Annotated in this window: 20 protein-coding genes; 9 read left to right on the top strand and 11 right to left on the bottom strand. The window is 73.2% G+C overall.

Translation table 11 applies throughout. The features are described 5' to 3' along the window. Positions 1 to 5 precede the first annotated feature (5 nt). From ACZ4MU_RS01525 to ACZ4MU_RS01545, 5 genes are all read right to left on the bottom strand, one after another. Positions 6 to 1,607, bottom strand: a complete 1,602-nt coding sequence (locus tag ACZ4MU_RS01525) for an acyl-CoA carboxylase subunit beta (RefSeq protein WP_467869594.1) — start codon at positions 1,605 to 1,607, stop codon at positions 6 to 8. Then, the gene (locus tag ACZ4MU_RS01530; protein ID WP_467869596.1) at positions 1,604 to 3,286 is read right to left on the bottom strand and encodes an acyclic terpene utilization AtuA family protein; all 1,683 of its coding nucleotides are present in this window, start codon (positions 3,284 to 3,286) and stop codon (positions 1,604 to 1,606) included. Before ACZ4MU_RS01530 ends, ACZ4MU_RS01525 begins: the two co-directional genes overlap by 4 nt. After that, complete coding sequence (locus ACZ4MU_RS01535; protein ID WP_467869598.1) at positions 3,286 to 4,080, bottom strand: TIGR03084 family metal-binding protein; 795 nt, start codon at positions 4,078 to 4,080, stop codon at positions 3,286 to 3,288. Before ACZ4MU_RS01535 ends, ACZ4MU_RS01530 begins: the two co-directional genes overlap by 1 nt. Positions 4,081 to 4,500: 420 nt before the next feature. Further along, positions 4,501 to 5,454 (bottom strand): EamA family transporter, encoded by a 954-nt coding sequence (locus ACZ4MU_RS01540; protein ID WP_467869600.1) that lies wholly within the window; start codon positions 5,452 to 5,454, stop codon positions 4,501 to 4,503. A gap of 176 nt (positions 5,455 to 5,630) precedes the next feature. After that, the gene (locus ACZ4MU_RS01545) at positions 5,631 to 8,486 is read right to left on the bottom strand and encodes an FAD-binding and (Fe-S)-binding domain-containing protein (RefSeq protein ID WP_467869602.1); all 2,856 of its coding nucleotides are present in this window, start codon (positions 8,484 to 8,486) and stop codon (positions 5,631 to 5,633) included. Between the two features lie 110 nt (positions 8,487 to 8,596). Between ACZ4MU_RS01545 and serC the strand changes: the two genes are divergently transcribed. Next, positions 8,597 to 9,715, top strand: a complete 1,119-nt coding sequence (gene serC / locus ACZ4MU_RS01550) for a phosphoserine transaminase (RefSeq protein ID WP_467869604.1) — start codon at positions 8,597 to 8,599, stop codon at positions 9,713 to 9,715. A 196-nt stretch (positions 9,716 to 9,911) separates the two neighbouring features. Here serC and ACZ4MU_RS01555 read toward each other — a convergent pair whose 3' ends face one another. Continuing rightward, positions 9,912 to 10,904: a WD40 repeat domain-containing protein gene (locus ACZ4MU_RS01555; protein WP_467869606.1), complete on the bottom strand. Its 993-nt coding sequence runs from the start codon at positions 10,902 to 10,904 to the stop codon at positions 9,912 to 9,914. A gap of 68 nt (positions 10,905 to 10,972) precedes the next feature. Here ACZ4MU_RS01555 and ACZ4MU_RS01560 point away from each other — a divergent pair, with 68 nt between their 5' ends. The 3 genes from ACZ4MU_RS01560 to ACZ4MU_RS01570 all read left to right on the top strand — a co-directional run bounded on the left by ACZ4MU_RS01560 (position 10,973) and on the right by ACZ4MU_RS01570 (position 13,893). Further along, a complete protein-coding gene (locus ACZ4MU_RS01560; RefSeq protein ID WP_467870593.1) occupies positions 10,973 to 11,686 on the top strand; it encodes an SGNH/GDSL hydrolase family protein in 714 nt (237 codons plus the stop codon). A 107-nt stretch (positions 11,687 to 11,793) separates the two neighbouring features. Continuing rightward, positions 11,794 to 12,804 (top strand): aldo/keto reductase, encoded by a 1,011-nt coding sequence (locus ACZ4MU_RS01565; RefSeq protein WP_467869608.1) that lies wholly within the window; start codon positions 11,794 to 11,796, stop codon positions 12,802 to 12,804. A gap of 90 nt (positions 12,805 to 12,894) precedes the next feature. Continuing rightward, a complete protein-coding gene (locus ACZ4MU_RS01570; protein WP_467869610.1) occupies positions 12,895 to 13,893 on the top strand; it encodes an aldo/keto reductase in 999 nt (332 codons plus the stop codon). 37 nt (positions 13,894 to 13,930) lie between these two features. Here the strand turns inward: ACZ4MU_RS01570 and ACZ4MU_RS01575 are convergent, their stop codons facing one another. Then, entirely contained in the window at positions 13,931 to 14,140 is a 210-nt protein-coding gene (locus tag ACZ4MU_RS01575; protein ID WP_467869612.1) for a hypothetical protein, read from the bottom strand. Between the two features lie 24 nt (positions 14,141 to 14,164). On the opposite strand from ACZ4MU_RS01575, the gene ACZ4MU_RS01580 reads away from it, so the two are divergent. Further along, positions 14,165 to 14,728 (top strand): hypothetical protein, encoded by a 564-nt coding sequence (locus ACZ4MU_RS01580; protein ID WP_467869614.1) that lies wholly within the window; start codon positions 14,165 to 14,167, stop codon positions 14,726 to 14,728. 15 nt (positions 14,729 to 14,743) lie between these two features. Continuing rightward, positions 14,744 to 15,607, top strand: coding sequence for a hypothetical protein (locus ACZ4MU_RS01585; protein ID WP_467869616.1), 864 nt, complete (start codon positions 14,744 to 14,746; stop codon positions 15,605 to 15,607). A gap of 25 nt (positions 15,608 to 15,632) precedes the next feature. On the opposite strand, the gene ACZ4MU_RS01590 is transcribed toward ACZ4MU_RS01585, so the two are convergent. Together ACZ4MU_RS01590 and ACZ4MU_RS01595 are read right to left on the bottom strand one after the other, a co-directional pair. After that, positions 15,633 to 16,982: an MFS transporter gene (locus ACZ4MU_RS01590; RefSeq protein WP_467869618.1), complete on the bottom strand. Its 1,350-nt coding sequence runs from the start codon at positions 16,980 to 16,982 to the stop codon at positions 15,633 to 15,635. 29 nt (positions 16,983 to 17,011) lie between these two features. Beyond that, the gene (locus ACZ4MU_RS01595) at positions 17,012 to 17,455 is read right to left on the bottom strand and encodes a MarR family winged helix-turn-helix transcriptional regulator (protein WP_365113421.1); all 444 of its coding nucleotides are present in this window, start codon (positions 17,453 to 17,455) and stop codon (positions 17,012 to 17,014) included. Between the two features lie 169 nt (positions 17,456 to 17,624). Between ACZ4MU_RS01595 and ACZ4MU_RS01600 the strand changes: the two genes are divergently transcribed. After that, positions 17,625 to 17,807 (top strand): ribbon-helix-helix protein, CopG family, encoded by a 183-nt coding sequence (locus ACZ4MU_RS01600; RefSeq protein ID WP_369378181.1) that lies wholly within the window; start codon positions 17,625 to 17,627, stop codon positions 17,805 to 17,807. 21 nt (positions 17,808 to 17,828) lie between these two features. Here the strand turns inward: ACZ4MU_RS01600 and ACZ4MU_RS01605 are convergent, their stop codons facing one another. Then, complete coding sequence (locus ACZ4MU_RS01605) at positions 17,829 to 19,277, bottom strand: NCS2 family permease (RefSeq protein WP_467869620.1); 1,449 nt, start codon at positions 19,275 to 19,277, stop codon at positions 17,829 to 17,831. A 238-nt stretch (positions 19,278 to 19,515) separates the two neighbouring features. On the opposite strand from ACZ4MU_RS01605, the gene ACZ4MU_RS01610 reads away from it, so the two are divergent. Together ACZ4MU_RS01610 and ACZ4MU_RS01615 are read left to right on the top strand one after the other, a co-directional pair. Continuing rightward, positions 19,516 to 19,788 (top strand): DUF2530 domain-containing protein, encoded by a 273-nt coding sequence (locus tag ACZ4MU_RS01610; RefSeq protein WP_467869622.1) that lies wholly within the window; start codon positions 19,516 to 19,518, stop codon positions 19,786 to 19,788. 128 nt (positions 19,789 to 19,916) lie between these two features. Further along, positions 19,917 to 22,337 carry an HAD-IC family P-type ATPase gene (locus ACZ4MU_RS01615; protein ID WP_467869624.1) on the top strand — a complete coding sequence of 807 codons (2,421 nt, stop codon included), beginning with the start codon at positions 19,917 to 19,919 and terminating at the stop codon, positions 22,335 to 22,337. A gap of 440 nt (positions 22,338 to 22,777) precedes the next feature. On the opposite strand, the gene ACZ4MU_RS01620 is transcribed toward ACZ4MU_RS01615, so the two are convergent. Further along, complete coding sequence (locus ACZ4MU_RS01620; protein WP_467869626.1) at positions 22,778 to 25,912, bottom strand: sacsin N-terminal ATP-binding-like domain-containing protein; 3,135 nt, start codon at positions 25,910 to 25,912, stop codon at positions 22,778 to 22,780. Between the last annotated feature and the right edge of the window lie 178 nt (positions 25,913 to 26,090).

Below are 26,090 nucleotides of genomic sequence, written 5' to 3' on the forward strand. Positions count from 1 at the left end.
GCGCCTCACATCCTGAAGATGCCGAAGCCGCCGCGCGCGCCTTCGACCGGGGCCGTGTGGACGGCGGACAGACAGATGCCGAGGACCGTGCGGGTGTCGCGGGGGTCGATGACGCCGTCGTCGTAGAGCCGCCCGGAGAGGAACACCGGCAGCGACTCGGCCTCGATCTGCTGCTCGACCATGGCGCGCAGCCCGGCGTCGGCGTCCTCGTCGTACGGCAGCCCCTTGGCCCGTGCCGAGGCGCGCGCGACGATCGACAGCACGCCCGCGAGCTGCTGTGGGCCCATGACGGCGGACTTGGCGCCGGGCCAGGCGAAGAGGAAGCGGGGGTCGTAGGCGCGCCCGCACATGCCGTAGTGCCCGGCGCCGTAGGAGGCGCCCATGAGCACCGACAGGTGCGGCACCTTCGAATTGCTGACCGCGTTGATCATCATCGCGCCGTGCTTGATGATGCCGCCCTGCTCGTACTCCCTGCCGACCATGTAGCCGGTGGTGTTGTGCAGGAACAGCAGCGGGATGTCGCGCTGGTTGGCGAGCTGGATGAACTGGGCGGCCTTCTGCGACTCGGCGGAGAACAGGACGCCCTGGGCGTTGGCGAGGATGCCGACGGGATAGCCGTGCAGCCGTGCCCAGCCGGTGACCAGGCTCGGCCCGTAGAGCGGCTTGAACTCGTCGAAGTCGGAGCCGTCGACGATCCGGGCGATCACCTCGCGCGGGTCGAACGGCGTCCTGAGGTCCCCGGGCACGATCCCCAACAGCTCGTCCTCGTCGTACTTCGGCGGCTCGTACACCGGGTCCGGGTCGGGTCGCGCCTTGCGGTGGTTGAGGCGGGCGACGATCCGCCGGGCCTGGCGCAGGGCGTCGTGCTCGTCCACCACGTAGTGGTCGGCGAGACCGGAGGTGCGGGCGTGCATCTCGGCGCCGCCCAGCGACTCGTCGTCGCTCTCCTCGCCGGTGGCCATCTTCACCAGCGGCGGACCGCCGAGGAAGACCTTGGACCGCTCCTTGATCATGACGGTGTGGTCGGACATCCCGGGCACATAGGCGCCGCCTGCCGTGGAGTTGCCGAAGACCACCGCGATGGTGGGAATGCCGGCGGCGGAGAGCCGGGTGATGTCGCGGAAGAGCGCCCCGCCCGGGATGAAGATCTCCTTCTGGGAGGGCAGATCGGCGCCGCCGGACTCCACGAGGCTGACGCAGGGCAGCCGGTTGGCGTACGCGATCTCGTTGGCCCGCAGCGCCTTCTTCAGCGTCCACGGGTTGGAGGCGCCGCCGCGCACGGTCGGGTCGTTGGCGGTGATCAGGCACTCGACGCCCTCGACGACCCCGATGCCGGTGACCATCGAGGCGCCCACGGGGTAATCACTCCCCCAGGCGGCGAGCGGCGACAGCTCCAGGAACGGCGTGTCCGGGTCGAGCAGCAGCTCGATCCGCTCACGGGCGAGCAGCTTGCCGCGCCCCCGGTGGCGTTCGGTGTACTTGGCGCCGCCGCCCGCGAGCGCCTTGGCGTGCTCGGCGTCCAGCTCGGCCAGTTTGGCGAGCATGGCCTCGCGGTGGGCGGCGTACTCGGCCCCGGCGGTGTCGAGCGCGGTGGGCAGGACCGTCACAGCAGTACCTCCGGGATGTCCAGGTGGCGCGAGCGCAGCCACTCGCCGAGCGCCTTGGCCTGCGGGTCGAAACGGGCCTGCGAGGCGACGCCCTCGCCGAGCAGGCCGTGAAGGGTGAAGTTCAGGGCGCGCAGCCGGGGAAACAGATGCCGCTCGACCTCCAGCCCGGCGCACTCGGGAAGCAGTTCGCGCAGCCGGTCCGTGGTGAGGGTGTGCGCGAGCCAGGCGAAGGCGTCGTCGGTGCGCACCCACACCCCGACGTTGGCGTCCCCGCCCTTGTCACCGCTGCGGGCCCCGGCGACCAGGCCGAGGGGGGCGCGCCGGGTGGGGCCGGGGGGCGGGGGCGGCGGCAGCGGGGGCGCCTCCACGCCCTTCAGGGGCCGGGTCCGTACGGGGTGGGGCAGCGTCCGCCGGGAGCCGTCGGGCAGCGCGGCGAGGTGCTCGACCTCGGCGGCCGGCAGGGAGTCCGCCTCGAACACCCCGTACGGCGTGCCCTTTCCGGGCGGGGCCGTGACGTGGAAGCCCGGGTAGCTGCCGAGGGCCAGCTCGACGGCGGCGCCGCTGACGGTCCGCCCCACCGCGTCCGGATCGGGGTCCCGGACGACGAGGCGCAGGAGAGCGCTGGCCGTCTCCTCGGTGGACGCGTCGGGCCGGTCGGTGCGCGCGAGCTCCCACTTCACGTGGCGCGGGCGGGACTTGGCACGGGCGAGGGCGTCCTCCACCTGGGCGCGGACGAGGGCGGCCTTGGCGTCGATGTCGAGGCCGGTGAGGACGAAGACGACCTCGTTGCGCCAGCCGCCGACCCGGGTGCGGCCGACCTTGAGCGTGGGCGGCGGCTCCTCCCCGCGCACCCCTGCGATCCGCACCCGGTCGGGCCCGTCCTGGACGAGCGTCACGGTGTCGAGCCGGGCGGTGACGTCGGGCCCGGCGTACCGGGCGCCCCCGGTCTCGTACAGCAGCTGGGCGGTGACGGACCCGACGTCGACGACCCCTCCCGTACCGGGGTGTTTGCCGATGACGCTGCTGCCGTCGGCGCGGATCTCGGCGAGCGGGAAGCCGGGGCGGCGGACGTCGTGGTCGCGGAAGAAGGAGTAGTTGCCGCCGGTCGCCTGGGTGCCGCACTCCAGGACGTGCCCGGCGACGACGGCTCCGGCGAGCGCGTCGTACTCCTCGGGCCCCCACCCGTGCCACCAGGTGGCGGGCCCGGTGACCAGGGCCGCGTCGGTGACCCTCCCGGTGACGACGACATCGGCCCCGGCGGCGAGGCAGGCGGTGATCCCGGCGCCGCCGAGGTAGGCGTTGGCGGTGAGGGCGCCGGGGGGCAGGGGAAGGGCGTCGCCCTCGACGTGACCGACTCTCGTGGGCACACCGACGCGGGCGGCCAGCTCCTTCACGGCGTCGGCGAGCCCGGCGGGGTTGAGCCCCCCGGCATTGGCGACGATCCTCACGCCCCGCTCATGGGCGATTCCCAGCACCTCCTCCAACTGCCGCAGAAAGGTCTTGGCATAGCCGAGGCGGGCGTCCTTGAGGCGGTCGCGGCCGAGGATGAGCAGGGTGAGCTCGGCGAGGTAGTCCCCGGTGAGCACGTCGAGCGGGCCGCCGGTGAGCATCTCGCGCAGGGCGTCGAAGCGGTCGCCGTAGAAGCCGGAGGCGTTGCCGATCCGCAGGGGGCGGCGCATCAGGCCCCCTTGGGCGTACGTCCGGGTCCGGCCGGCCCGGCGAAGGCCTGGGCGATGTCGAGCCAGCGGTCGGCGTCGGGCCCCTCGGCGCGGACGGCGGTGTCGCGGCGGTGGACGCGCTGGGTGACGAGGAGGCAGAAGTCCAGGGCGGGGCCGGTGACGCGCTGGGGCGCGTCCTCGGGGCCGTACGTCCACAGCGTCCCCCCGTCCGGGGCGACGAGCTCGACCCGGAACTCCTCCCCCGGCGCGGCGAGCCCCCGCACGCCGAAGGCGAAGTCCCGTGCGCGCACCCCGATCCGGGCGACGTGGCGCAACCGGTCGGTGGGCTCGCGGGTGCGGCCGAGCGCGTCCCACACGTCCTGGCCGTGGGCCCAGGTCTCCATGAGCCGCCCGGTGGCCATGGAGGCGGCGGACATGGGAGGGCCGTACCAGGGGAACCGGGCGCCCCGGGGCGCGCCGAGCAGCGCCTCGCGCAGCCGGGCGCGCCCGTCGCGCCAGCGCCGCAGGAGCTCACCGGGCGCGAGCCGGGCCCCCTCCTCGGCACCCTCGTCGACGAAGGTGTCCGGGGCGGCGGCGGCCTTCTCGACCTCGGCGGCGAAGGCGTCCGGGTCGGTGAGGGCGAGCAGGGCGGCACGGTCGGTCCAGGCGAGGTGAGCGATCTGATGAGCCACACTCCACCCCTCGGCGGCGGTCCCCCGCCGCCAGACCCCTGGCTCCAACTCCCCCACGAGCCGATCGAGTTCTTCCCCTTCGTCACGCAGATCGTCGAGCACGGCGGTCGTCGGATCGGACACGGGGGATCCCTTCGGGGTGGGATGCGGGGGTGTTCGTGTCGGGGAGCATGGCAGCGGGGCCGAAAACAAGCAAGCGTGCTTGCATGATTTTTTGACGGGGGTTTGGGGTGAGGATGCGGCTGAGTGGGACCCCGTTTTCGGCCCGGCCGCTGTCTGCGGCTGAGTGGGGGTTGTTCGCGCAGTTCCCCGCGCCCCTGAAGAACTGGTGGCTGATCCAAGTTCCCCGGCTGCGGCCGACTACCCAAGGGGCGCGGGGAACTGCGCGACCAGCCCAAGCCAGCCCGCAGACGAACAAAGGCCCCAAGGGGCGCGGGGAACTGCGCGACCAGCCCCCGCTCAGCGGCAGAAAAGGTCCGGCCGGAGCAGGGCGCGGCGGGCACCCCTCGGCCGGCCGCAGGCGAAGGGGTGGGGCCGGACGGGCTACCGCCCCCGACCCGCCTGCGACCGCACCGCCCCCACGCTCGCCCCGATGACCAGCGCGATCGCCAGCGCGTCGGCGGCCGACAGGGCCTGGTGCAGGACCAGGAAGCCCGCCGTCGCCGCGATGGCCGGTTCCAGGCTCATCAGGATCGCGAACGTGGACGCGGGCAGGCGGCGCAGGGCCAGGAGCTCCAGGGTGTACGGCAGGACCGAGGACAGCAGCGCCACCGCCACGCCCAGGCCGACCGTCGACGGCACCAGCAGCTTCCCGCCCGACTGGAACGCCCCCAGCGGGAGGGACAGGACCGCGGCCACGGCCATCGCCAGCGCCAGGCCGTCCGCCTGCGGGAAGCGGCGGCCCGTACGGGCGCTGAACAGGATGTACACCGCCCAGCACGCCCCCGCCCCCAGCGCGAACGCCGCCCCGGCGAGGTCCAGCGCCCCGAACCCCTCGCCCCCGCCGCTGCCCAGCAGCGCCACCCCGGCGAGCGCGAGCCCGGCCCAGACGAAGTTGACCAGGCGGCGTGAGGCCAGGACGGAGAGGGCGAGGGGGCCGAGGACCTCCAGGGTCACGGCCGTGCCGAGCGGGATGCGGTCGACCGCCTGGTAGAAGAGGCCGTTCATCCCGGCCATCGCGGCGCCGAAGGCGACCACCGTGCCCCAGTCGGCCCGCCGGTAGCCCCGCAGCTTCGGACGGCACAGGACGAGCAGGACCAGTGCCGCCGCCGCGAGCCGCAGCGTCACCACGCCCGCCGCGCCCGCCCTCGGCATCAGCATCACCGCGACCGCCGAGCCGAACTGCACCGAGATACCGGCTGAGACCACCAGCGCGACGGGCGCGAGCGCCACCCCGCGGCCGCGCGCGGTCCGCAGTCCGCCCGCCGCCTCCGGCGTGGAGACGGCCGCCGCCGCGGTGGCGGTCGGCTCTGCGGCGGCGGTGTGCGGACTGGTCACCGTGGCTCCTGTGCGATCGGTACGTTCACTTCATTGGACTGAGTAGGCAATATATTGCACTCATCGCGCCGCACGGTCCAGGGGATACCCGCCGACGCCCGGGCGGACCCCAAGCGGAGCGCAGCCCTCCGTACCAATGTACGGGTCCATGTAAGTGGCGCTGCCCGGCTCCGTCCCTAACCGGCCTCGCCCGGCAGATGTTCCGCCAGCACCTCCGCCAGATGCCGGGCCCGCCGCCCCGCCAACTGCTCCAGCTGCGTACGGCACGAGAACCCGTCCGCCAGGATCTCCGTGCCGGGCTCCGCCGCCCGTACCGCAGGCAGCAGTCGGTCCTCGGCGCAGGCCACCGACACCTCCCAATGGCCCCGCTCGAAGCCGAAGTTCCCGGCCAGTCCGCAGCAGCCGCCGCTCAGGTCGCCCGTCAGCCCGGCCCGCTCCCGCAGCCGGCGCTCGGCCGCGTCCCCCAGCACCGCGTGCTGGTGGCAGTGCGTCTGCCCGGCCACCGCCCGCCCCACGTACGGCGGCGACCAGTGCGGCGCGCACTCCTGGAGCGTCTGCGCGAACGTCCGCACCGAGGCAGCCAGCCGCGCCGCCCTCGGGTCGTCCGCCAGCAGCTCCGGCAGATCGGTCCGCAGCGCCGCCGCGCAGCTCGGCTCCAGGACGACGACCGGGAGGCCGCGCTCCAGCAGCGGCTCCATCGCGTCGAGCGTGCGGCGCAGGACCGCGCGGGCGCGGGTGAGCTGGCCGGTCGAGACGTACGTCAGACCGCAGCACACCCGCCCGCGCGGCGCCACCACCCCGACCCCCGCCGCCTCCAGGACCCGTACCGCCGCCCGGCCCGTCCCCGGCGACAGATGGTCGGTGAAGGTGTCCGGCCACAGGATCGCGGCGGCCGGGGCCCGGCCGTCCCCGCGCCGCCTCAGCCACGACCGCAGCGTCCGCGTCGCCAGCACCGGAAGACCCCGCTCCGGGGCGATCCCCGCCAGCCGCTTCACGGCGGCCGCCAGCGGACGCACCCGGGCCAGCGCGTTCAGGCCCCGCGCCCACGGCGCCGCGAGCCGCAGCCAGCGGGGGAGCCACCCCATCGCGTAGTGGGAGGCGGGTCGCCGCCGCCCCGCGTAGTGGTGGTGCAGGAACTCCGCCTTGTACGTGGCCATGTCCACCCCGACCGGGCAGTCGCTGCGGCAGCCCTTGCAGGACAGGCACAGGTCGAGCGCGTCCCGCACCTCCGAAGAACGCCAGCCGTCCGTGACGATCTCGCCCGCCAGCATCTCGTGCAGCAGCCGCGCCCGGCCCCGCGTGGAGTGCGCCTCCTCGCCGGTGGCCCGGAACGACGGGCACATCACGCCCGGACCGGCCTGCGTCGTACGGCACTTGGCGACGCCCACACACCGCCGTACCGCCGCCGAGAAGTCCCCGCCGTCGTGCGGATAGCCGAACTCCACCTCCACCGGCCGCCTCGGCAGCACCGCGAAGCGCAGGTTCTCGTCCAGCCGGGCCGGACGCGCCAGGATGCCGGGGTTGAGCAGCCCCGACGGATCCCACACGTCCTTGAACTCCCCGAACAGGCCCACCAGTTCGGCCCCGTACATCTTCGGCAGCAGCTCCGCCCGCGCCTGCCCGTCGCCGTGCTCACCCGAGAGCGAGCCGCCGTGCGCGGCCACCAGGTCCGCCAGTTCCCCGGAGAACCGGCGAAAGCGCGCCACACCCGCCGCGCTCAGCAGGTCGAAGTCGATCCGGACGTGCACACAGCCGTCGCCGAAGTGCCCGTACGGCGTGCCGCGAAGGCCGTGCTCCCGCAGCAGCGCCCGGAAGTCGCGCAGATACGCCCCCAGGCGCACGGGCGGCACCGCGCAGTCCTCCCAGCCGGGCCACGCCTCGCTCCCTCCCCCGAGGCCTCCGTCCAGGGGGGACTCCCGGATCCGTGTCGCCGTCCCGGCCGCGTCCTCGCGCACCCGCCACAGCGCCCGCTGCCCGGCCGGGTCGGTGATCACGGCCGCGTCCAGCGGGTCCGCCGCGCGCACCAGCTCGCGGGCCCGGGCCAGCGCCTCGGCGGCCCCCTCGCCGCCCGTCTCCACGAAGAGCCAGGCGCCCCCTCGTGGCAGCCCGGCAGCGCCGCGCACCAGGTCGGCGGCCATGCCCTCGACGGTCAGCGGCCCGTACGGCAGCAGGGCGGGCGCCGCCTCGGCCGCCGCGCTCTCGTCCGGGTAGCCGAGCACGGCGAGCGCCCGCGCGCCCGGCGTCCGCACCAGCCGTACGGTCGCCTCGGTCAGCACCCCGAGCGTGCCCTCGCTGCCGCAGAAGGCGCGGGCGAGGTCGGTGCCGCGCTCGGGCAGCAGCGCGTCCATGGCGTACCCGGAGATCCGGCGCGGCAGGTCCTGCGGATAGCCCGTGCGCAGGGCGGCGAGGTTGCGGCCGACGAAGGCGCGCAGGCCCTCCGGGGCGCCCGTCCAGCCCCGGCCCAGGTGGAGCGGGCCGCCCGCGCCGCTCACCACCGTCAGCGCCCGGACGTTGTCGGCGGTCGTCCCGTACGCCACCGAGTGCGCCCCGCAGGCGTTGTTGCCGATCATCCCGCCCAGCGTGCAGCGGCTGTGCGTCGAGGGGTCGGGCCCGAACGTCAGCCCGTACGGCCGGACCGCCTCGCGCAGCACGTCGAGGACGAGGCCCGGCTGGACCACCGCCGTGCGCGCCTCGGCGTCCACCGAGAGCAGGGACCCCATGTGCCGGGTGAAGTCCAGGACGAGCCCGGTCCCGGTGGCCTGCCCCGCGATCGAGGTCCCGCCGCCGCGTGGCACCACCGCCACCCCGTGCTCCCGGCAGACGGCGAGCGCCGCCGCCACGTCCTCGGCGTCCCGGGGCGCGAGGACCGCCCGCGGCACCCGCCGGTAGTTGGACGCGTCCATCGTCGTCAGCGCCCGCGCGGTGGCCGAGGAGTCCACCTCCCCGCGCACGGCGTCCCGCAGCTCCCGCTCCCACGCCCGCCAGGCCCCGGGCGTACGCCCCCGGCCGCCACCGTCACCCCTGTCACCCATGGGGACCAGCCTGCCCGTCCGGCCCCGCCGCAGGCGGGACGGCGGCCGGGCGCGTCTCGCGGGGTGGACCGGAGCCGCGCGCTCCCCTCGCGTGCCGATACCCTGCGCTCGTGGCTGAGATCCAGATTCCCGCTGACATGAAGCCCGCCGACGGCCGTTTCGGCGCGGGCCCCTCCAAGGTGCGGACGGAGGCGCTGGACGCCCTGGCCGCGACCGGTACCTCGCTCCTGGGCACCTCCCACCGCCAGGCCCCGGTCAAGAACCTGGTCGGCGAGGTCCGCCAGGGTGTACGGGACCTGTTCTCGCTGCCCGAGGGGTACGAGGTGATCCTGGGCAACGGCGGCTCGACCGCGTTCTGGGACGTCGCGACCCACGGGCTGATCGAGAACAAGTCGCAGCACCTGAACTTCGGCGAGTTCTCCTCCAAGTTCGCCAAGGCCGCCAAGCTCGCGCCGTGGCTCGCCGAGCCCAGCGTGATCGCCTCCGAGCCCGGCACGCACCCGGAGGCTTCCGCCGAGGCGGGCGTCGACGTCTACGCCCTCACCCACAACGAGACCTCCACCGGTGTCGCGGCCCCCGTCCGGCGGGTCGCGGGCGCCGACGAGGGCGCGCTCGTCCTGGTCGACGCGACCTCGGGCGCGGGCGGTCTGCCCGTCGACATCACCGAGAGCGACGTCTACTACTTCGCCCCGCAGAAGTCCTTCGCCTCCGACGGCGGACTGTGGATCGCGGCCTTCTCGCCCGCCGCCCTGGAGCGCGCCGCGCGGATCCACGCCTCGGGCCGCCACATCCCGGAGTTCTTCAGCCTGCCGACCGCGATCGACAACTCGCTGAAGAACCAGACGTACAACACCCCGGCGCTCGCCACGCTCTTCCTGCTCAACGAGCAGCTGAAGTGGATCAATGGCCAGGGCGGTCTGGAGTGGTCGACGGGCCGTACGGCCGCGTCCGCCAAGGCGCTGTACGGCTGGGCCGAGGAGTCCAAGCACGCCAGCCCGTTCGTCGCCGACGCGGCGAAGCGGTCGCAGGTCATCGGGACCATCGACTTCACGGACGAGGTGGACGCGGCGGCCGTGGCGAAGGTGCTGCGGGCCAACGGGATCGTGGACACCGAGCCCTACCGCAAGCTCGGCCGCAACCAGCTGCGGATCGCGATGTTCCCGGCGATCGACCCGGCGGATGTCGAGGCGCTGACGGCTTGCGTCGACTACGTGATCGAGCAGCTCTGAGGTCGTTCACCTGCGGGTGATCTGGTGCCCGGACTCTGTCTGCGGCCCGGTGGTGGGCTGGCCTTCAGGGCCCGGCCTTTGGCTGCGGGTCGTGGGTGGCTGAGCGCGCGGTTCCCCGCGCCCCTGACTACCTGGGGGCGCGGGGAACCGCGCGAGCAACCCAGCACCGGGCCGCGGGCAAAGACCGGGCAACCGATCACCCGCGCCGGAAGAGCCTCCTCAGCCCCACCCACGCCGCCCCCACCCCCACCACGGCCAACCCCCCGTACACCAGGCTCCGGTGCCCACCCCCGGAGTCGGCGCTCGCGCCACGCCCCCCCGCACCGGACGGTGAACTCCCCCCGCCCGACGACGACTCGCCCCCGGCGACGGCGACCCGCACCACCGGACTCCCCGCCCCCTCGCTCCCGAACAGCAGCCCCTTCCCGTCCGGCGTGTACGTGACGGACTCCGCCTGCCGCATCAGCGGGGCGGACACCCCGTGCCGCGCCCCCGGTTTCCCGCCCTTCCAGTCGTACTCGGCCGCCCAGAAGTACCCGCGCAGCGCCAGCTTCGTCCCGTCCGGGGAGAAGGCGCCGTCGGTGACCCACGGCACGTCGCCGACCCGCCGGAAGACGTTCGTACCGGCCGTGGAGAGGTGCTCGGGGCCCTCGTAGAGCCCGCCGCCGCCCTCCTTCTTGGAGGCGATGTAGACCCGCCCGGTCCGTGGGTGGACCATCAGCGCCTCGGCGTTGCGCGGCCCGTCGGCGTACTTCACCACGTACTGCGTCGCCTTGACGGTGGCGTCCTTCAGCCGCTTCGGCTCGGGGAACTTGTAGATCCAGACGTTCTTCCAGGTGCCGCCGAGGTTGTCCCCGATGTCCCCCACGTACACGTTCCCGTCCGGGCCGACCGAGATCGCCTCGACGTCACGCGGGCGCCCGACGCCGGTCAGGGTGATCCGGGCGACGGTCTCGCCGGTCTTCGCGTCGACCGCGTAGACGTACGGCCCGTCGTCGCTGTCGTTGTGCGTCCAGTAGATCCCCGGGTGCGCCCGGCTGGCGGCGAGTCCGCTGGACTCCTTGATCCGGGGGTCCTTGATCGTGAAGCCGCCGTCGCCGCCGTCGGCCGCCGCCGGTCCGGCGGCCCCCAGGACGACGAGCCCGGCGGCCGTGACGGTGGACAGAAGCGAACGCATCGGGAAACGCATGAGGCCAAGTGTCCATCGTCACGTGGCAGCCCGTCGAAGCGGTCCAGGTGATCCGCCATCATGGCCCCATGCGTTTCATGTTCGTCGGCGACTCCATGACCATCGGACGCGCCGGCGACATCACCTGGCGCTACCGGATGTGGCAGCACCTCACCACCTCCTTCGCCGGCCCCTTCGCGATCGTGGGGCCGCGCAGCGAGCTGTACGACACGGAGGCCGGGGCCCCCTCGGCGTCCGCGTACGGCGCCGAGGACTTCCCCGCACCGGCCCGCCGCCATCTGTCGGGGTGGGGCGAGGGGTGGCTGCACATGGCCCCGCTGATCGCCGATGCGGTGACCCGGGCGCGGGCGGACGTCCTGCTGGTCTCGCTCGGCCTCATCGACCTGGGCTTCTACACCGACAGCGACCAGACGGCGGCCAACGTCCGCGCCTTCGTGGCGGCGGCGCGCACCGCGAACCCGGCGATCCGGATGGTGCTGCTCCCCGTCATCCCGAACATACGCGCCGAGTCGGACGCCCCCTTCGCGGCCGAGGTGGCCCGCTTCAACGAGCTGCTCGCGAAGGCGGTGGCGGACCTGGACCAGCCCTCCTCCCCGCTGCTGCTCGCCTCGCACCCGCCGACGTACGACATCCACGCGGACACCTACGACGGCACGCACCCCTCCGCCTCCGGCGAGCACAAACTGGCGGCGGCCTTCGCGGACGCGATGCACCAGGGGTGGGGGCTCGGCGGGCCGTACGCGGCGCCGGTGGCCGGCGCCCAGGAAGCCCCGGTCGGCTAACGCGGCCCGGCCGGCGGAACACCTCCGGCGGGAGGCCGGGCGGCACCCCGTGCCCGCGACCGGCCCCCCTTGCTTCGAGTGCACTTCAACAGCTTCGCTGGTACCTCATGGAGTACACGCAGCTCGGACGCACCGGACTCAAGGTCAGCCGCCTCGTCCTCGGCACCATGAACTTCGGTTCCCAGACCGAGGAGGCCGAGAGCCACGCCATCATGGACGCCGCCCAGGACGCGGGCATCAACTTCTTCGACACCGCCAACATCTACGGCCTCGCCGAGCACAAGGGTCTGACCGAGGAGATCGTCGGGTCCTGGTTCGCCCGGGGCGGCGGGCGCCGGGAGCGGACGGTCCTGGCGACCAAGGGCTACGGGAACATGACCCAGGACGGCAGCTCCTGGAACACCAGCGTCTGGCCCAACGACAACAAGCTCTCCGCTCTCAACATCCGCCGCTCGGTGGAGGCCAGCCTCAAGCGGCTCGGCACCGACTACATCGACCTCTACCAGTTCCACCACGTCGACCGGCAGACCCCCTTCGAGGAGATCTGGCAGGCCATGGACGTCCTCGTCCAGCAGGGCAAGGTGCTCTACGTCGGCACCTCCAACTTCCCCGGCTACAAGATCGCCCAGGCGAACGAAGTGGCCGCGCGGACCGGGCGGCTCGGGCTCGTCAGCGAGCAGTGCCTCTACAACCTCGCCGAGCGCCGCGCCGAGATGGAGGTCATCCCCGCCGCCCAGGAGTACGGCGTGGGGATCATCCCCTGGTCCCCGCTCCACCAGGGCCTCCTCGGCGGCGCCCTGCGCAAGGAGCGGGACGGGGACGGGGCGCGCACCAAGGGCGGCCGGTCCGCCGCCGGACTCGCGGACCCGGCGGTCCGGGCGCAAGTGCGGGCGTACGAGGACCTGCTCGCCAAGCATGAACTGGAGCCGGGCGAGGCGGCGCTGGCCTGGCTGCTGACCCGTCCGGGCGTGACCGGCCCGATCGTCGGCCCGCGCACCTCCGGGCAACTGGCCTCGGCCCTGCGGGCGGTGGAGCTGGAGCTGACCGAGGAGGTGCTGGCCGGGCTCGACGAGATCTTCCCGGGGCCGGGGCCGTCCCCGGAGGCGTTCGCCTGGTAGCCGCCGGGGAGACGGGGCGGGGACGGGCGGAGGACGGGACCGCGCGGGGTACTTGCTTCGAGCGCACTTCAAGGCGTTCGCTGGTGCCCCATGGAGTACACGCAGCTCGGACGCACCGGACTCAAGGTCAGCCGTCTCGTCCTCGGCACCATGAACTTCGGCCCCCAGACCGAGGAGACCGAGAGCCACGCCATCATGGACGCCGCCCACGAGGCGGGCGTCAACTTCTTCGACACCGCCAACGTCTACGGCCAGAGCGCGGGCAAGGGCCGCACCGAGGAGATCATCGGCAACTGGTTCGCCCGGGGCGGCGGGCGCCGGGAGCGGACGGTCCTGGCCACGAAGGTGTACGGGAACATGTCCGCCGACGGCGCCCCCGTCTGGCCCAACCACGACAAGCTGTCCGCCCTCAACATCCGCCGGGCGGTCGAGGGCAGCCTCAAGCGCCTGGGCACCGACCACATCGACCTCTACCAGTTCCACCACATCGACCGGCAGACTCCCGTCGAGGAGATCTGGCAGGCCATGGACGTCCTCGTCCAGCAGGGCAAGGTGCTCTACGTCGGCACCTCCAACTTCCCCGGCTACAAGATCGCCCAGGCGAACGAAGTGGCCGCGCGGACCGGGCGGTTGGGGCTGGTCAGCGAGCAGTGCCTGTACAACCTCTTCGAGCGCCGCGCCGAGATGGAGGTCATTCCGGCGGCACAGGAGTACGGCCTGGGGATCATCCCCTGGTCCCCGCTCCAGGGCGGTCTGCTCGGCGGGGTGCTCCGCAAGGAGCGCGAGGGCGGCGGCTCGCGGTCGACCGGCGGACGCGCGGCCGAGGCGCTGGCGGACCCGGCGGTGCGGAGCCGGATCCAGGCGTACGAGGACCTGCTCGCCAAGCACGGTCTGGAGCCGGGCGAGGCGGCGCTGGCCTGGCTGCTGACCCGTCCGGGCGTGACCGGCCCGATCGTGGGCCCGCGCACCTCCGGACAGCTCGCGTCGGCCCTGCGGGCGGTGGAGCTGGAGCTGTCGGCCGAGGTGCTGGCGTCCCTGGAGGAGATCTTCCCGGGGCCGGGGCCGTCCCCGGAGGCGTTCGCCTGGTGACGCGCGCGGCGGGCGCGGCGACTCCCCGGCGGGGGCGTCAGCCGCGCGCCGCCGCGACGGCCACGACGACGAACATCAGCACGAGTACGCCGGCCATGATCCGGTTCCTGGTCTTCGGGTTCACGCGTACGAGCGTAACGAACGCGCCCGCTCCCCCGTTTGCCGCCCCTGGCGCGCCGCCGTACACGGGCGATGACTCAGTGTTACCGTCCCGAAGGTGGATCACGTACGGCGTCGGCGACACCACCTCGTTCCGGTCACCCTCCTTGTGGTGGGGCTGCTGCTTTCGGGCTGCTCTTCGGGGTCGGACGAACCCCCCGGGCCGCCGGGCGACACCTCGCAGACCGACGAGCCCACCGGACCGCCGTCCCCGGAGCCGACCGGACAGCCGACCGAGGACACGGGCGGTCAGCAGACCAGCGGCGGCGGGGACGGTGGCAGCGGCGGCTTCAACACGGCGGGGCGGGTCTCGACCGACTTCGACGGGGTGTGGCCCAGCGTCAGGGTGACCTTCACCAACCCCACCAGCGACTCGTACAGCGGCACCGCGACGGTCTACGACTGCAGTCCCACGGGCGCCTGGACGACCGGGACGGGCCCTCAGCCGGTCAACCTCGCACCCGATGAATCCGTGACACTCGAATGGGTGTTCGCGAACACCTCCCATGCGCCACTCATCCCCGTCCACGTCGCGTGCGTGAAGCTGACCGGCAAGCCCGACCCGCAGAGCAGCCCGTTCCCGGCCGACACCGAGCCGCCGGACCCGGACGAGGAGCCCGAGCAGCCCGACCCCTCCGTGTCCCCCTCCGCGTCCCCCTCCGTCGACGTCACCTGACCCAGGAGGCCGCACATGGAGGACCAGCCCGCCCCGGACCGGCCCCCGTGGGGCACCTGGCTCAAGGCCGCCGCCGGGTTCGTCGCGCCCACGACCCTGCTCACCGGGCTCCTCCTCTACTTCGGCTACGCGTACAGCTCCTCCTTCTACGCGTACTTCGGCGTCGATCTCGCCACCCTCGCCCTGTCCACCCAGGACCTGCTGCTGCGCAGCGCGGCAAGCCTGTACATGCCCTTGGCCGTGGCGCTCGCCGCCGCGCTCGCGGGAGTGCTCGGGCTCGCGTGGGTGTCCTCCATCGGTGACGCGCGACCGGGCCTGGTGCGCCGGCTGGGGCAGGCGGGCGTGGGGCTGGCCGGGTGCGGCGGCGCGCTCTTCGTGCTCGGGCTGCTCGGCGGTCTCCAGGTGTGGCCCGCCGGGCCGCTCGACACCCCGCTGCTCTTCGGCGGCGGCCTGCTGCTCGTGGCGTACGGGCGCACCCTGCACCTCAAAACCACCGGGCGCCCCTTCCCGGGTGAGCTGAAGGCCCTCGCCGTCGTGGCGGCGCTGGTCGCCCTGAGCTCGTTCTGGGCCGTACAGGCCTACGCCCAGATCCACGGCAGGGACGACGGGCGGGAGCTGGCCCGGAATCTGTGGCACCGGCCGACGGTGGTCGTCGACACCGCCGAGCAGCTCTACTTCGGGGCCGCGCCGGTGAGGGAGACCTCGCTGCCGACGGGCGGCCCGGGGCAGAAGTACAAGTACCGCTATCGCGGCGTGCGTCTGCTCGCCCAGTCCGGCGGCCGCATGTTCCTCATCCCGGACGGCTGGACCCGTACGCGCGGGTTCGTGATCATGGTCCCGGCCGACGCCACGGTCCGCGTCGCCTTCCGCCCCGGCTGAGCGGCGCCCCCCGCGCCGCCCCCGCTCACGCCGCCGTCGCCAGCTGCTCCCTCGGCACGAACTCCAGGTGCCGGTGGCCGGGCCGCATGTCGACCTTGAGCCGCAGGTTCGCCGCGCGTGCCAGCGCCAGGCCGACGCCGACCGCCGCGACCGCGCAGATCAGGCCGCCCAGGGCGAGGCTGATCCGTACGCCGTACTCGTCGGTGAGCCAGCCGAAGAGCGGGCCGCCCAGCGGGGTGCCGCCGGTGAAGACCATCATGAACAGGCTCATCACCCGGCCCCGCATCTCCGGGTCGGTGGCCATCTGGACCGAGGCGTTGGCGGTCACGTTGACCGTGAGGCCGAGGACGCCGACGGGGATCAGCAGGGCGGCGAAGAACCCGATGCCGGGCGTCACCGCCGCCGCGATCTCCAGGACCGCGAAGAGACCGGCCGCGCCCGCCAGCAGCCGTAGCCGCGTGGTGCCCCGGCGGGCCGCGAGCAGCGCGCCGACCAGGGAGCCGATCGCCATGAGGCTGTTGAACAGGCCGTACATCCCGGAGCCGCCGTGGAAGACGTCGTGGGCGAAGGCGCTGAGCCAGATCGGGAAGTTGAAGCCGAAGGTGCCGACGAAGCCGACCAGGACGATGGGCCAGATCAGCTCCGGCCGCTTGGAGACGTAGTCCAGGCCCTCGCGGAGCTGACCCTTGCCGCGCGGGGCGAGCTTGGTGGGCCGCAGGTCCGCGGTACGCATCAGGGCCAGGCCCGCCAGCGGCGCGAGGAAGGAGAGGCCGTTGGCGAGGAACGCCCAGCCCGGGCCCACCGCCGCCATCACCCCGCCCGCGACCGCGGGGCCCACCAGACGGGCCGACTGGAAGTTGGCCGAGTTCAGGCTGACCGCGTTGCGGACCTGGTCGGGGCCGACCATCTCGGAGACGAAGGACTGGCGGGTCGGGTTGTCGACGACCGTCACCAGTCCGGTGAAGAACGCCGTCAGATAGACATGCCACACCTCGACGTTGCCGGAGAGCGTCATGGCCGCCAGGAACAGTCCGCCCAGGCCCATCGCGCTCTGGGTGACGAAGAGGATGCTCCGCTTGGCGAAGCGGTCGGCGATGACGCCGCCGTACAGCCCGAAGAGGAGCATCGGCAGGAACTGCATGGCGGTGGTGATGCCGACCGCCACCGAGGAGCCGGTGATCTGGAGGACCAGCCAGTCCTGGGTGATCCGCGCCATCCACGTCCCGATGTTGGAGACGATGGCACCGGAGAAGAACAGCCGGTAGTTGCGGATCGCGAGCGAGGAGAACGTCCCCCGCCGGGTGCTGCCGGGGGCAGCGGTGTCGTGGGTGGATTTGTGTGCGGGGGCGGAGTCTGCTCCGGATCCCGTACTCAAAAGGTTCGCCTCCTATCGTGCGCGGTCGTTCACAGGTGTGCGAGCTTCTCCAGTACGGGTGCGGCGGCGCGCAGCTTCGCCCACTCGTCCTCGTCCAGGCCTTCCGCGAGGGAAGCCAGCCAGACGTTGCGCTTGCGGCGGCTCTCTTCGAGCATCGCCTCGGCCTCTTCGGTCTGGCTGACCACCTTCTGGCGGCGGTCGTCGGGATGCGGCTCCAGCCTGACCAGTCCCTTGGCCTCCAGCAGCGCGACGATGCGGGTCATCGACGGGGGCTGGACGTGCTCCTTGCGGGCCAGCTCACCGGGGGTGGCCGAGCCGCAGCGGAAGAGGGTGCCGAGCACCGACATCTCGGTCGGGCTCAGCGACTCGTCGACGCGCTGGTGCTTCAGGCGCCGGCTCAGGCGCATGATCGCCGAGCGGAGGGAGTTCACGGCGGCGACGTCGGCGTCGCTGTCGTGGGGCAGGTCAGACATGTTCGTTAGATTAACTCATTACTCTGGCTAAATACCAGCCGAAGCACCACCGCCGCGCTGTAACGGTGGCCACACCCCGCCCCGTACACCCCGCCCCACATCACCCGAACGAGTGAGGCTCGTCGGAAAAGTGACGCACCGGGGCGGGGGCTGCGGCGACCCTCGTCCCATGGGGACCAGCGTGCTCAGCCTGCGGATAGACGGTGAGCTGCTCGAACGGCTCCGGCAGCATGCCGCCAAACGGCAAATGAGCGTCCAGGACTATGTGGTCCGGACGCTCATTCGCGACGATTTCGACGAGCGGTTCAACGCCGCGGTCGACGAGACGGAGAAGTTCTACGGGGCGGCCTAGCGCGGCCCCCGGCCGGACCGGCTACGTCAGGTCAAGGGCCGGCATCAGGTAGTAGAAGGCGAACACCGCCGAGACGACGTACATCGCCACCGGCACCTCACGCCCGCGGCCCGCCACCAGGCGCAGCACCGTGAAGGTGAGGAAGCCCATGCCGATGCCGTTGGTGATCGAGTACGTGAACGGCATCATCACCATCGTCACGAACGCCGGGATCGCGATCGTCCAGTCGTCCCAGTCGATCTGCCGGATGGAGCCGGACAGGATCAGGAAGCCCACCGCCAGCAGCGCCGGGGTGGCCGCCTGGGACGGGACCATGGTGGCGAGCGGGGTCAGGAACAGGGCGACGGTGAACAGACCGCCGGTGACCACGTTCGCGAGGCCGGTGCGCGCGCCCTCGCCGACGCCCGCGGTGGACTCCACGAAGCAGGTGGTGGCCGAGGAGGACGAGGCACCGCCCGCCGCGACCGCGATGCCGTCCACGAACAGCACCCGGTTGATGCCCGGCATATTGCCCTCGGCGTCGGTCAGCTCCGCCTCGTCGCTGATGCCCATGATCGTGCCCATGGCGTCGAAGAAGCAGGACAGCAGCACGGTGAAGACGAACAGGACACCGGTCAGCACACCGACCTTGTCGAAGCCGCCGAACAGACTGACCTCGCCGACCAGGCCGAAGTCGGGGCTGGCGACCGGGTTGCCGGGCCAGGTCGGGGTGGTCAGGCCCCAGGACGGGACGGTGGCCACGGCGTTGATGATCATCGCGACGCCGGTCATCACCACGATGGAGATGAGGATCGCGCCGGGCGTCCTGCGGACCAGCAGCGCCAGGGTGAGCAGGACGCCGAGGACGAAGACCAGGACCGGCCAGCCGAGCAGATGACCGTTGCCGCCGAGCTGGAGCGGGACGGTGGTGTGCGCGGCGTCCGGGATACGGGAGACGAAGCCCGAGTCGACCAGGCCGATCAGCATGATGAAGAGGCCGATGCCGATCGCGATGCCCTTGCGCAGGCCCAGCGGCACCGCGTTCATCACGCGCTCGCGCAGCCCGGTGGCGACCAGGATCATCACCACGAAGCCCGCGAGGACGACCATGCCCATCGCGTCGGGCCAGCTCATCCGGGGCGCCAGCTGGAGGGCCACCACGGTGTTCACACCGAGCCCCGCGGCCAGCGCGATCGGCACGTTGCCGATGACGCCCATCAGGAGCGTGGTGAAGGCGGCGGTCAGCACGGTGGCGGTGACCAGCTGGCCGCCGTCGAGCTGGTGGCCGTACATGTCCTTGGCGCTGCCGAGGATGATCGGGTTCAGCACGATGATGTAGGCCATCGCGAAGAAGGTGGCGAAGCCGCCGCGGACCTCCCGGGCGACGGTGGAACCGCGCTCGGAGATCTTGAAGTACCGGTCCACGGCGTTGGCCGGCGGCTTCGGGGCGGGCTGGGGCGCTTCGACCTTGGCGGTGGCCGACGGGGACATGCGGAACCTCAGTCGTGAGACGGGGCGGGGAGGGAGAGCTGCGCACTGCGGAAAAGCGGCTTTACCCGAACTTCTTTGGACGTTTCAACGAACAAAACGAGTCAGCCGTAAGCCGTTTCAGTATGAATACATCAGACGAAGATCGCTATCTCCGCGCGTAGACACAAGGGGCGCCCGGGTCGCGGGAGGCCGCGAGCGGTCCGCCGGGGCCGTACGGACCTCCCCCTACACTGATCGCATGGAGAAGTGGACCCCGAAGCACGAGGCGCCGGAGCCCCTGGAAGGGCCGGTCGTCGCCACCATCACCGGCGGCACGATCCTCTGGTTCGTCCTCTTCCTGGTCCAGCTGCCGTTCTACGGCTGGTTCGACGACCACGGCCATCTGTGGTGGGTGTGGACGTGCCTGGCCGGCGGCGGTCTCGGTCTGATCGGCATCTGGTACGTCCGCGGACGCGACGCGGCCCTCAAGCGGCACGCGGCGGATCGGGAAGCGGCGGCGGGGAAGCCGTAGGGGCGCCGGCAGCGGGTGGAGGCTCCCCTCGCGGGCATACCGCCACGGGACCATTCGCCTCCTCCCCTGGTCTGATGTTCGACGTTCCCGGCAGGTGAAGCGGGAATTCCCCCCGTACCGTCGAAAACATGACGCAGCGCGCCAATATCGACGCCGGGGCGGAACTCGACCCCGTCCACCCCGTGCCGCCGCCCGAGGCGTCCGGCCGGGCCACCGGTCTGACCACCGCCGAAGTCGCCGAACGCGTCGCCCGGGGCGAGGTCAACGACGTACCGCTGCGCAGCAGCCGCTCCACCGGCGAGATCGTCCGCGCCAACGTCTTCACCCGCTTCAACGCGATCATCGGCCTGCTCTGGCTGGTCATGCTCTTCGTGGCGCCGCTCCAGGACAGCCTCTTCGGCTTCGTGATCATCGCCAACACGGGCATCGGCATCATCCAGGAGCTGCGCGCCAAGAAGACCCTCGACGGGCTCGCGCTCATCGGCGAGGCCAAGCCGACCGTGCGGCGCGAGGGGAGCGCCACCGAGATCTCCACCTCCGAGATCGTCCTGGGCGACCTGGTGGAGCTCGGGCCGGGCGACAAGGTCGTGGTCGACGGCGAGGTGGTGGAGGCCGACGGCCTTGAGGTCGACGAGTCGCTGCTGACCGGTGAGGCCGACCCGGTCCTCAAGAAGCCCGGCGAGCGCGTGATGTCCGGGTCGTTCGTGGTCGCGGGTGGCGGCGCGTTCACCGCGACGAAGGTCGGCCGCGAGGCGTACGCGGCGCAGCTCGCGGAGGAGGCCAGCCGCTTCACCCTGGTCCACTCCGAGCTGCGCTCGGGCATCTCGATGATCCTCAAGTACGTGACGTGGCTGATGGTCCCGACCTCGATCGGGCTGGTGATCAGCCAGCTCGTGGTCAAGGACGACGACTTCAAGCAGTCGGTCGCGTACACGGTGGGCGGGATCGTCCCGATGATCCCGGAGGGGCTCGTCCTGCTCACCTCGGTCGCCTTCGCCATCGGGGTGATCCGGCTCGGCCGCAAGCAGTGCCTGGTGCAGGAGCTCCCGGCGATCGAGGGCCTCGCGCGCGTGGACGTGGTCTGCCTCGACAAGACCGGCACGCTCACCGAGGGCGGCATGGACGTCACGGAGCTGCACCCGCTGGGCGGCGCGGACGAGGCCTACGTACGCAAGGTGCTCGGCGCGCTCGGCGAGTCCGACCCGCGTCCCAACGCCTCGCTCCAGGCGATCATCGACGCGTATCCGGACAGCGAGGAGTGGCGGTGCACGGAGTCGCTGCCGTTCTCCTCCGCGCGCAAGTACAGCGGGGCGGCGTTCAGCGAGGGCGACGGGGAGAACTCGACGTGGCTGCTCGGCGCGCCTGACGTCCTGCTGCCGGCGGGCGACCCGTCGCTCGCGGAGATCGACTCCCTCAACGAACAGGGCCTGCGCGTCCTGCTGCTGGCCCGGGCCCGGCGCGAACTGGACGACCCGCGGGTGGCGGCGGACGCGCGGGCGACGGCTCTGGTGGTGCTGGAGCAGCGGCTGCGGCCGGACGCGGGGGAGACCCTGCGCTACTTCGAGGAGCAGGACGTCCACGCGAAGGTCATCTCCGGTGACAACGCGGTGTCGGTGGGGGCGGTGGCCGGGAAGCTGGGCATGCCGGGCGCGTCCGGCACGGTGGACGCGCGGAAGCTGCCCGACGGGCAGGCGGAGATGGCGGAGGTCCTGGACTCCCACGCGGTGTTCGGGCGGGTGACACCGCAGCAGAAGCGGGACATGGTGGCGGCGCTCCAGTCCCGCGGGCACACGGTGGCCATGACGGGCGACGGCGTCAACGACGTCCTGGCCCTCAAGGACGCGGACATCGGCGTCTCGATGGGGTCGGGCTCGGAGGCGACGCGGGCGGTGGCCCAGATCGTCCTGCTGAACAACAGCTTCGCCACACTGCCGTCGGTGGTGGCGGAGGGGCGCCGGGTGATCGGCAACATCACGCGGGTGGCGACGCTGTTCCTGGTCAAGACGGTGTACTCGGTGCTGCTCGCGCTACTCGTCGTGTGCACGCAGGTGGAATACCTGTTCCTGCCGCGGCATCTGACGCTCCTCTCCACCCTGACGATCGGGATCCCGGCGTTCTTCCTGGCGCTGGCCCCCAACACGGAACGGGCCAAGCCGCATTTCGTACGGCGGGTGATGCGGTACGCGATCCCCGGCGGGGCGATCGCGGCGGGGACGACCTTCGCGACGTACATGCTGGCGCGGCACTACTACGAGGGCCCGGGCGCCCGCGAGGCCGAGACCAGCGCGGCGACGCTGACGCTGTTCCTGGTGTCGATGTGGGTCCTGGCGATCATCGCCCGCCCGTACACGTGGTGGCGGATAGCCCTGGTGGCGGCGATGGGCGCGGCTTTCCTCCTGGTCCTGGCGGTCCCGTGGCTCCAGACGTTCTTCGCCCTGCGCCTGGTGGGGACGACACTGCCGTGGGCGGCGGTGGGGGTTGCGGTGGTGGGGGCTGTGGGGTTGGAGGGGGCTTGGAGGTGGTTGTCGCGCCGCGGGACGGATGCCTAGCCCCGCCCGTCTGTGGTCGAGCGCGCGGTTCCCCGCGGCCCTGTCGGCCGGGGGTTCGTCTGCGGATGAGTGGTGGGCCGCTCGCGCAGTTCCCCGCGCCCCTTGTCGGGCCGGGACTTCGGCTGCCGGTTGTGGGGTGGCTGGTCGCGCAGTTCCCCGCGCCCCTGTCGGGCCGGACCTCGTCTGCGGGCCGTGGGCGGTTGCTCGCGCAGTTCCCCGCGCCCCCAGGTGCTTGGGGGCGCGGGGAACTGCGCGAGCAAGCCACCACGGGCCGCAGACGAAGACCGGGCCCCTTCAGGGGCGCGGGGAACTGCGCGATCAGCCCCCACCGGGCCGCAGGTGACAGACGGGGGCCGGGGCGCAGCCCGGCAGCGGGTGCAGGGGCGTAGCCCCGGCTCGGGTTCGGGGCGTAGTCCCGCTCGGGTTTGGGGGGTGGGCCCCTAGTCGAACCAGCGCGCTCGGGACAGTTCCGCTGTTCGCGACGGGTCCTCCAGCAGAGCCCCCACCTCGAACCGCCGCGGCCACTGCCCCGCAGCCCACGCCAGCCCCGCCGCCACCCCCTCCAGCGTCGCCGCGTGAACCGTTCCGTCCGGCGCGCGGTGCCAGTCCAGCTCCACCCCGCCCGCCAGCAGCTCCTCGTGCTCGACGTAGTGCGACGGCACCCGGGGGCCGAGCAGGACCCGGACCGCCTCCGGGACCTCCCGCTCGGTCCCGACGCTCGTCACCTGCGCCTGGGCGGTCTCCCCCAGGCCGCGGACCTGGAGCAGCTCCGCCAGCTCGGCCGCCCGCGCCGGGGCGACCGGCAGCAGCGGCACCCCGGACGCCAGCGGCAGCAGATCCGGCGCGTCCGCCACCAGCGCGTCCGCCGCGTCCACGACCCGTACCTCCCCGTCCACCACCGCCCGCAGCTCGTCGGGGAGCGTCACCTGCTCGGGGTCCAGGTCGGCCAGGGCCGTGTACAGGGCGTGCAGCTGGGCGTCCGAGACCGGGCGGTCGGGGTCCGCGAGGCGGCCCAGCAGCTCGGCCGCGCCGCCGGGCTCGTCGAGCAGCGCCGCCACCGACGTACGGACGCCGAGCGCCCGCAGCACCTGCTCGTCGTCGAACCCGGTCGCGTCGGCGGTCTCGTACAGACCGGCGAGCAGCGGGTCGGACCCGGCCGCGCGCAGACCCGCCGGGCGGCGCCCGCCGAGGACGGGATGGCCGCGCAGCCACCACGCCGTGTACGGGCGGACCGTCTCCGTCGTGCCATCCGGCAGCAGGATCCGTACGGGCTGGGTGAGCGCGTCCCGCAGCGGCGGCCGCGCCAGCATCGCGAGGGCCTGCGGCCAGGCGTCGTCGTCGACGAGGTCGAGGTCGCGCACGGCGACGATCTCGGTGGCCACGGGCGGTACGGGCGTGTGGGGCAGCCGGTCGAGGACGTCCTCGCACCACACGTCGACCGCGTCGAGCAGTCCGGCGTCGTCGGGCTCGGCGAAGTCGCCATCGCGGGGTTCAAGTTCATCCGGGTCGAGGACGACGTCGGTGGCGCGGACCAGCGCGAACGTGGCCAGCACCCCGCACGCGGCGAGCGGCTGCTCACCCCAGCGGGCGGCCAGTTCGCCGTCCACCTCGGCGAGTTCGCCGGAACGGATGACGGAGGCGAAGGGGCTGTGGGGCAGAACGAGTTCACCGGCGGGGGCGAGCTCACCGTCCTCGTCGGGCAGGGCGAGCGCGCCGAGCCACGGCTCCTCGCCGGGTTCGAGCGCGGCGTCCCGTACCAGCGTCAGGACGGTCTCGGCGAGTTCCTCGGCGTCGAGCGCGTCCTCGTCCCAGATCTCGCCGCTGTCCAGGGAGGCGGCGACGGCGGCCCGCACCTGAGGGGTGGTCAGGACGGCCCGGGGGGTGGCGGGGAGGGCGCCCAGCTTCTCCAGGAGGGGGTGGGCGGCGTCCGCGTGCGCGACCTTCAGACCGAGGCGGGTGAGGTCGGCGGGGGTGTCGGCCAGGGGCAGCAGGATCTGGCGCGGGCCGATGGCCGTACGCCCGTCGCTCAGCGGCACCGGGAGCCCCGAGAGGCGGTCCGGGTCCACCCCGGCGAGCGTGTCGTAGAGGCGGTGCCACCACGCCGGGTCGCGTTCGGCGCCGCCGATGCGCTCGATGGCGTCCCCGAGCGGCAGCCGCCCCACGCCCAGGGTCCGCAGCTCGGCCCGGCGCTCCAGGCCCGCGGGCAGCAGCGTGGGCAGCACCTCGGCCAGCACCTTCACGGTGTCCGCGCCCGCCCCCTCGACCACCTCGGCCTCGAACGGCCGCAGCGCGGGCAGCTCTTCGGAGGGCGCGGCCGGGGCGAGGAAGGCGATGCGGGGCAGCCGCTCCAGGACCGCCGCGCGCAGCGCCCCGTCCAGCTCGCCCCGCCCGAGCGGGCCGGGTACGAGGTCGACGGTGCCGGTCGAGACGGGCTCCCAGTCGCCGAGCAGCCGGGCGTACGCGTCGGCGGCGCGCTCCACCAGGAAGTCGGTCAGCGGACCCGGGGCCGGGTGGCGCCGGGCGGTGTCCAGCGGCAGCGAGGCGATGAGCAGGGCGGGCAGGCCCAGGGGCTCGTCGGTGGGGGTGGGGGCGTGGACGACCGGGGCGGTACGAGGCCGCCGAGGGGCGCCGTCCAGGTCCACGGGGACGGCCCAGGTGACCGACCAGTGGGGCCGCAGCCGCTCCTCGACGGGGCGGTCGGCGAGCAGGTCGGCGGTGAGGGGGCCGCTCGCGCTCTCGACCCGCCAGCGGTTGGCCCCGTCCCGGGTGTCGTCGATGTGGACGTACCCGTCGCGCTCGGAGCGGCGCAGTACGCGGGAGCCGTCCGGGGTCTCGATGACGACCTCGACGAGGCCGGGGAGGGTGAGGAGCAGGGCGTCGTCGACGGCGGCGAGGAGGCGGTGGACGAGGTCCTCGGCGGGCTCGTCGCGCAGCGGCAGCACGACGACGGTGTCGTACCCCTCCGGCGCGAAGCCCTCGGCGGGCAGCGGGAGCCGCAGCAGGGGTACGTGGCCGTCGCGGCGGCGCAGTTCGTCGCCGAGGCCGGGGCTGAAGCGGGCGGCCTCGGCGGCGATGTCGCGGGCCTCGGCGAGCGACCAGCGGACGCCGCCGGTGCGGCCGACGACGGCGGGTTCGTCGCTGACGGCGAGGACGGCGGCGAAGCCGACGCCGAACCGGCCGACGGCCGTGCCGGCGTCGCGGCGCTTGGCGGAGGCGCGCAGGGTGGACAGCGACTCCACGCCGGTGGCGTCCAGGGGGGCGCCGGTGTTGGCGGCGGCGAGGACGGACTGCTCGCCGGGGGCGCCGGGGTGGAGGGTGAGCCGCAGCCGGCCCGGGACGCCGGCGCGGGCGGCGGCGTCGGCGGCGTTCTGGGCGAGTTCGACGACGAGGCGGTCGCGGTAGCCGCCGAGGGCGAGGTCCTCCTCGGCGTTGGCGTCCTCGCGGAAGCGGGTGGGGGTGGTGGCCCAGGCGTCCACTACGCCGCGGCGTAGCCGCGCCGTCCCGAAGGGGTCCAGCCCCTCGTCCGCCGTTGCCTTCACGATCACGCCGTACCCCGCTTCTCGCGTCCACCGCATCGGTAACCAACCCTGCGCCCGAAGGTACCGCGTCCCCACTCCCCCGCGCCCCGACGCCCCCCGAGCCCCACCCGGGCTCCGCCCCGACCCGGGGGCCCAGTGCGGCCCGGGGTTCGCCTGCGGGCTGGTGGTCGGCTGGTCGCGCGGTTCCCCGCGCCCCTATCGGGCCCGGAGTTCG

This window comes from Streptomyces sp. NPDC026377 (assembly GCF_055567715.1).

Excerpts from the sequence above, each read along its gene's own strand:
- ACZ4MU_RS01620 (WP_467869626.1), bottom strand. The coding sequence starts at position 25,912 with ATGCGGTGGACGCGAGAAGCGGGGTACGGCGTGATCGTGAAGGCAACG.
- ACZ4MU_RS01530 (WP_467869596.1), bottom strand. The coding sequence starts at position 3,286 with ATGCGCCGCCCCCTGCGGATCGGCAACGCCTCCGGCTTCTACGGCGAC.
- ACZ4MU_RS01545 (WP_467869602.1), bottom strand. The coding sequence starts at position 8,486 with ATGGGTGACAGGGGTGACGGTGGCGGCCGGGGGCGTACGCCCGGGGCC.
- ACZ4MU_RS01555 (WP_467869606.1), bottom strand. The coding sequence starts at position 10,904 with ATGCGTTTCCCGATGCGTTCGCTTCTGTCCACCGTCACGGCCGCCGGG.
- ACZ4MU_RS01565 (WP_467869608.1), top strand. The coding sequence starts at position 11,794 with ATGGAGTACACGCAGCTCGGACGCACCGGACTCAAGGTCAGCCGCCTC.
- ACZ4MU_RS01560 (WP_467870593.1), top strand. The coding sequence starts at position 10,973 with ATGCGTTTCATGTTCGTCGGCGACTCCATGACCATCGGACGCGCCGGC.
- ACZ4MU_RS01570 (WP_467869610.1), top strand. The coding sequence starts at position 12,895 with ATGGAGTACACGCAGCTCGGACGCACCGGACTCAAGGTCAGCCGTCTC.
- ACZ4MU_RS01600 (WP_369378181.1), top strand. The coding sequence starts at position 17,625 with ATGGGGACCAGCGTGCTCAGCCTGCGGATAGACGGTGAGCTGCTCGAA.
- ACZ4MU_RS01595 (WP_365113421.1), bottom strand. The coding sequence starts at position 17,455 with ATGTCTGACCTGCCCCACGACAGCGACGCCGACGTCGCCGCCGTGAAC.
- ACZ4MU_RS01605 (WP_467869620.1), bottom strand. The coding sequence starts at position 19,277 with ATGTCCCCGTCGGCCACCGCCAAGGTCGAAGCGCCCCAGCCCGCCCCG.
- ACZ4MU_RS01585 (WP_467869616.1), top strand. The coding sequence starts at position 14,744 with ATGGAGGACCAGCCCGCCCCGGACCGGCCCCCGTGGGGCACCTGGCTC.
- ACZ4MU_RS01610 (WP_467869622.1), top strand. The coding sequence starts at position 19,516 with ATGGAGAAGTGGACCCCGAAGCACGAGGCGCCGGAGCCCCTGGAAGGG.
- ACZ4MU_RS01615 (WP_467869624.1), top strand. The coding sequence starts at position 19,917 with ATGACGCAGCGCGCCAATATCGACGCCGGGGCGGAACTCGACCCCGTC.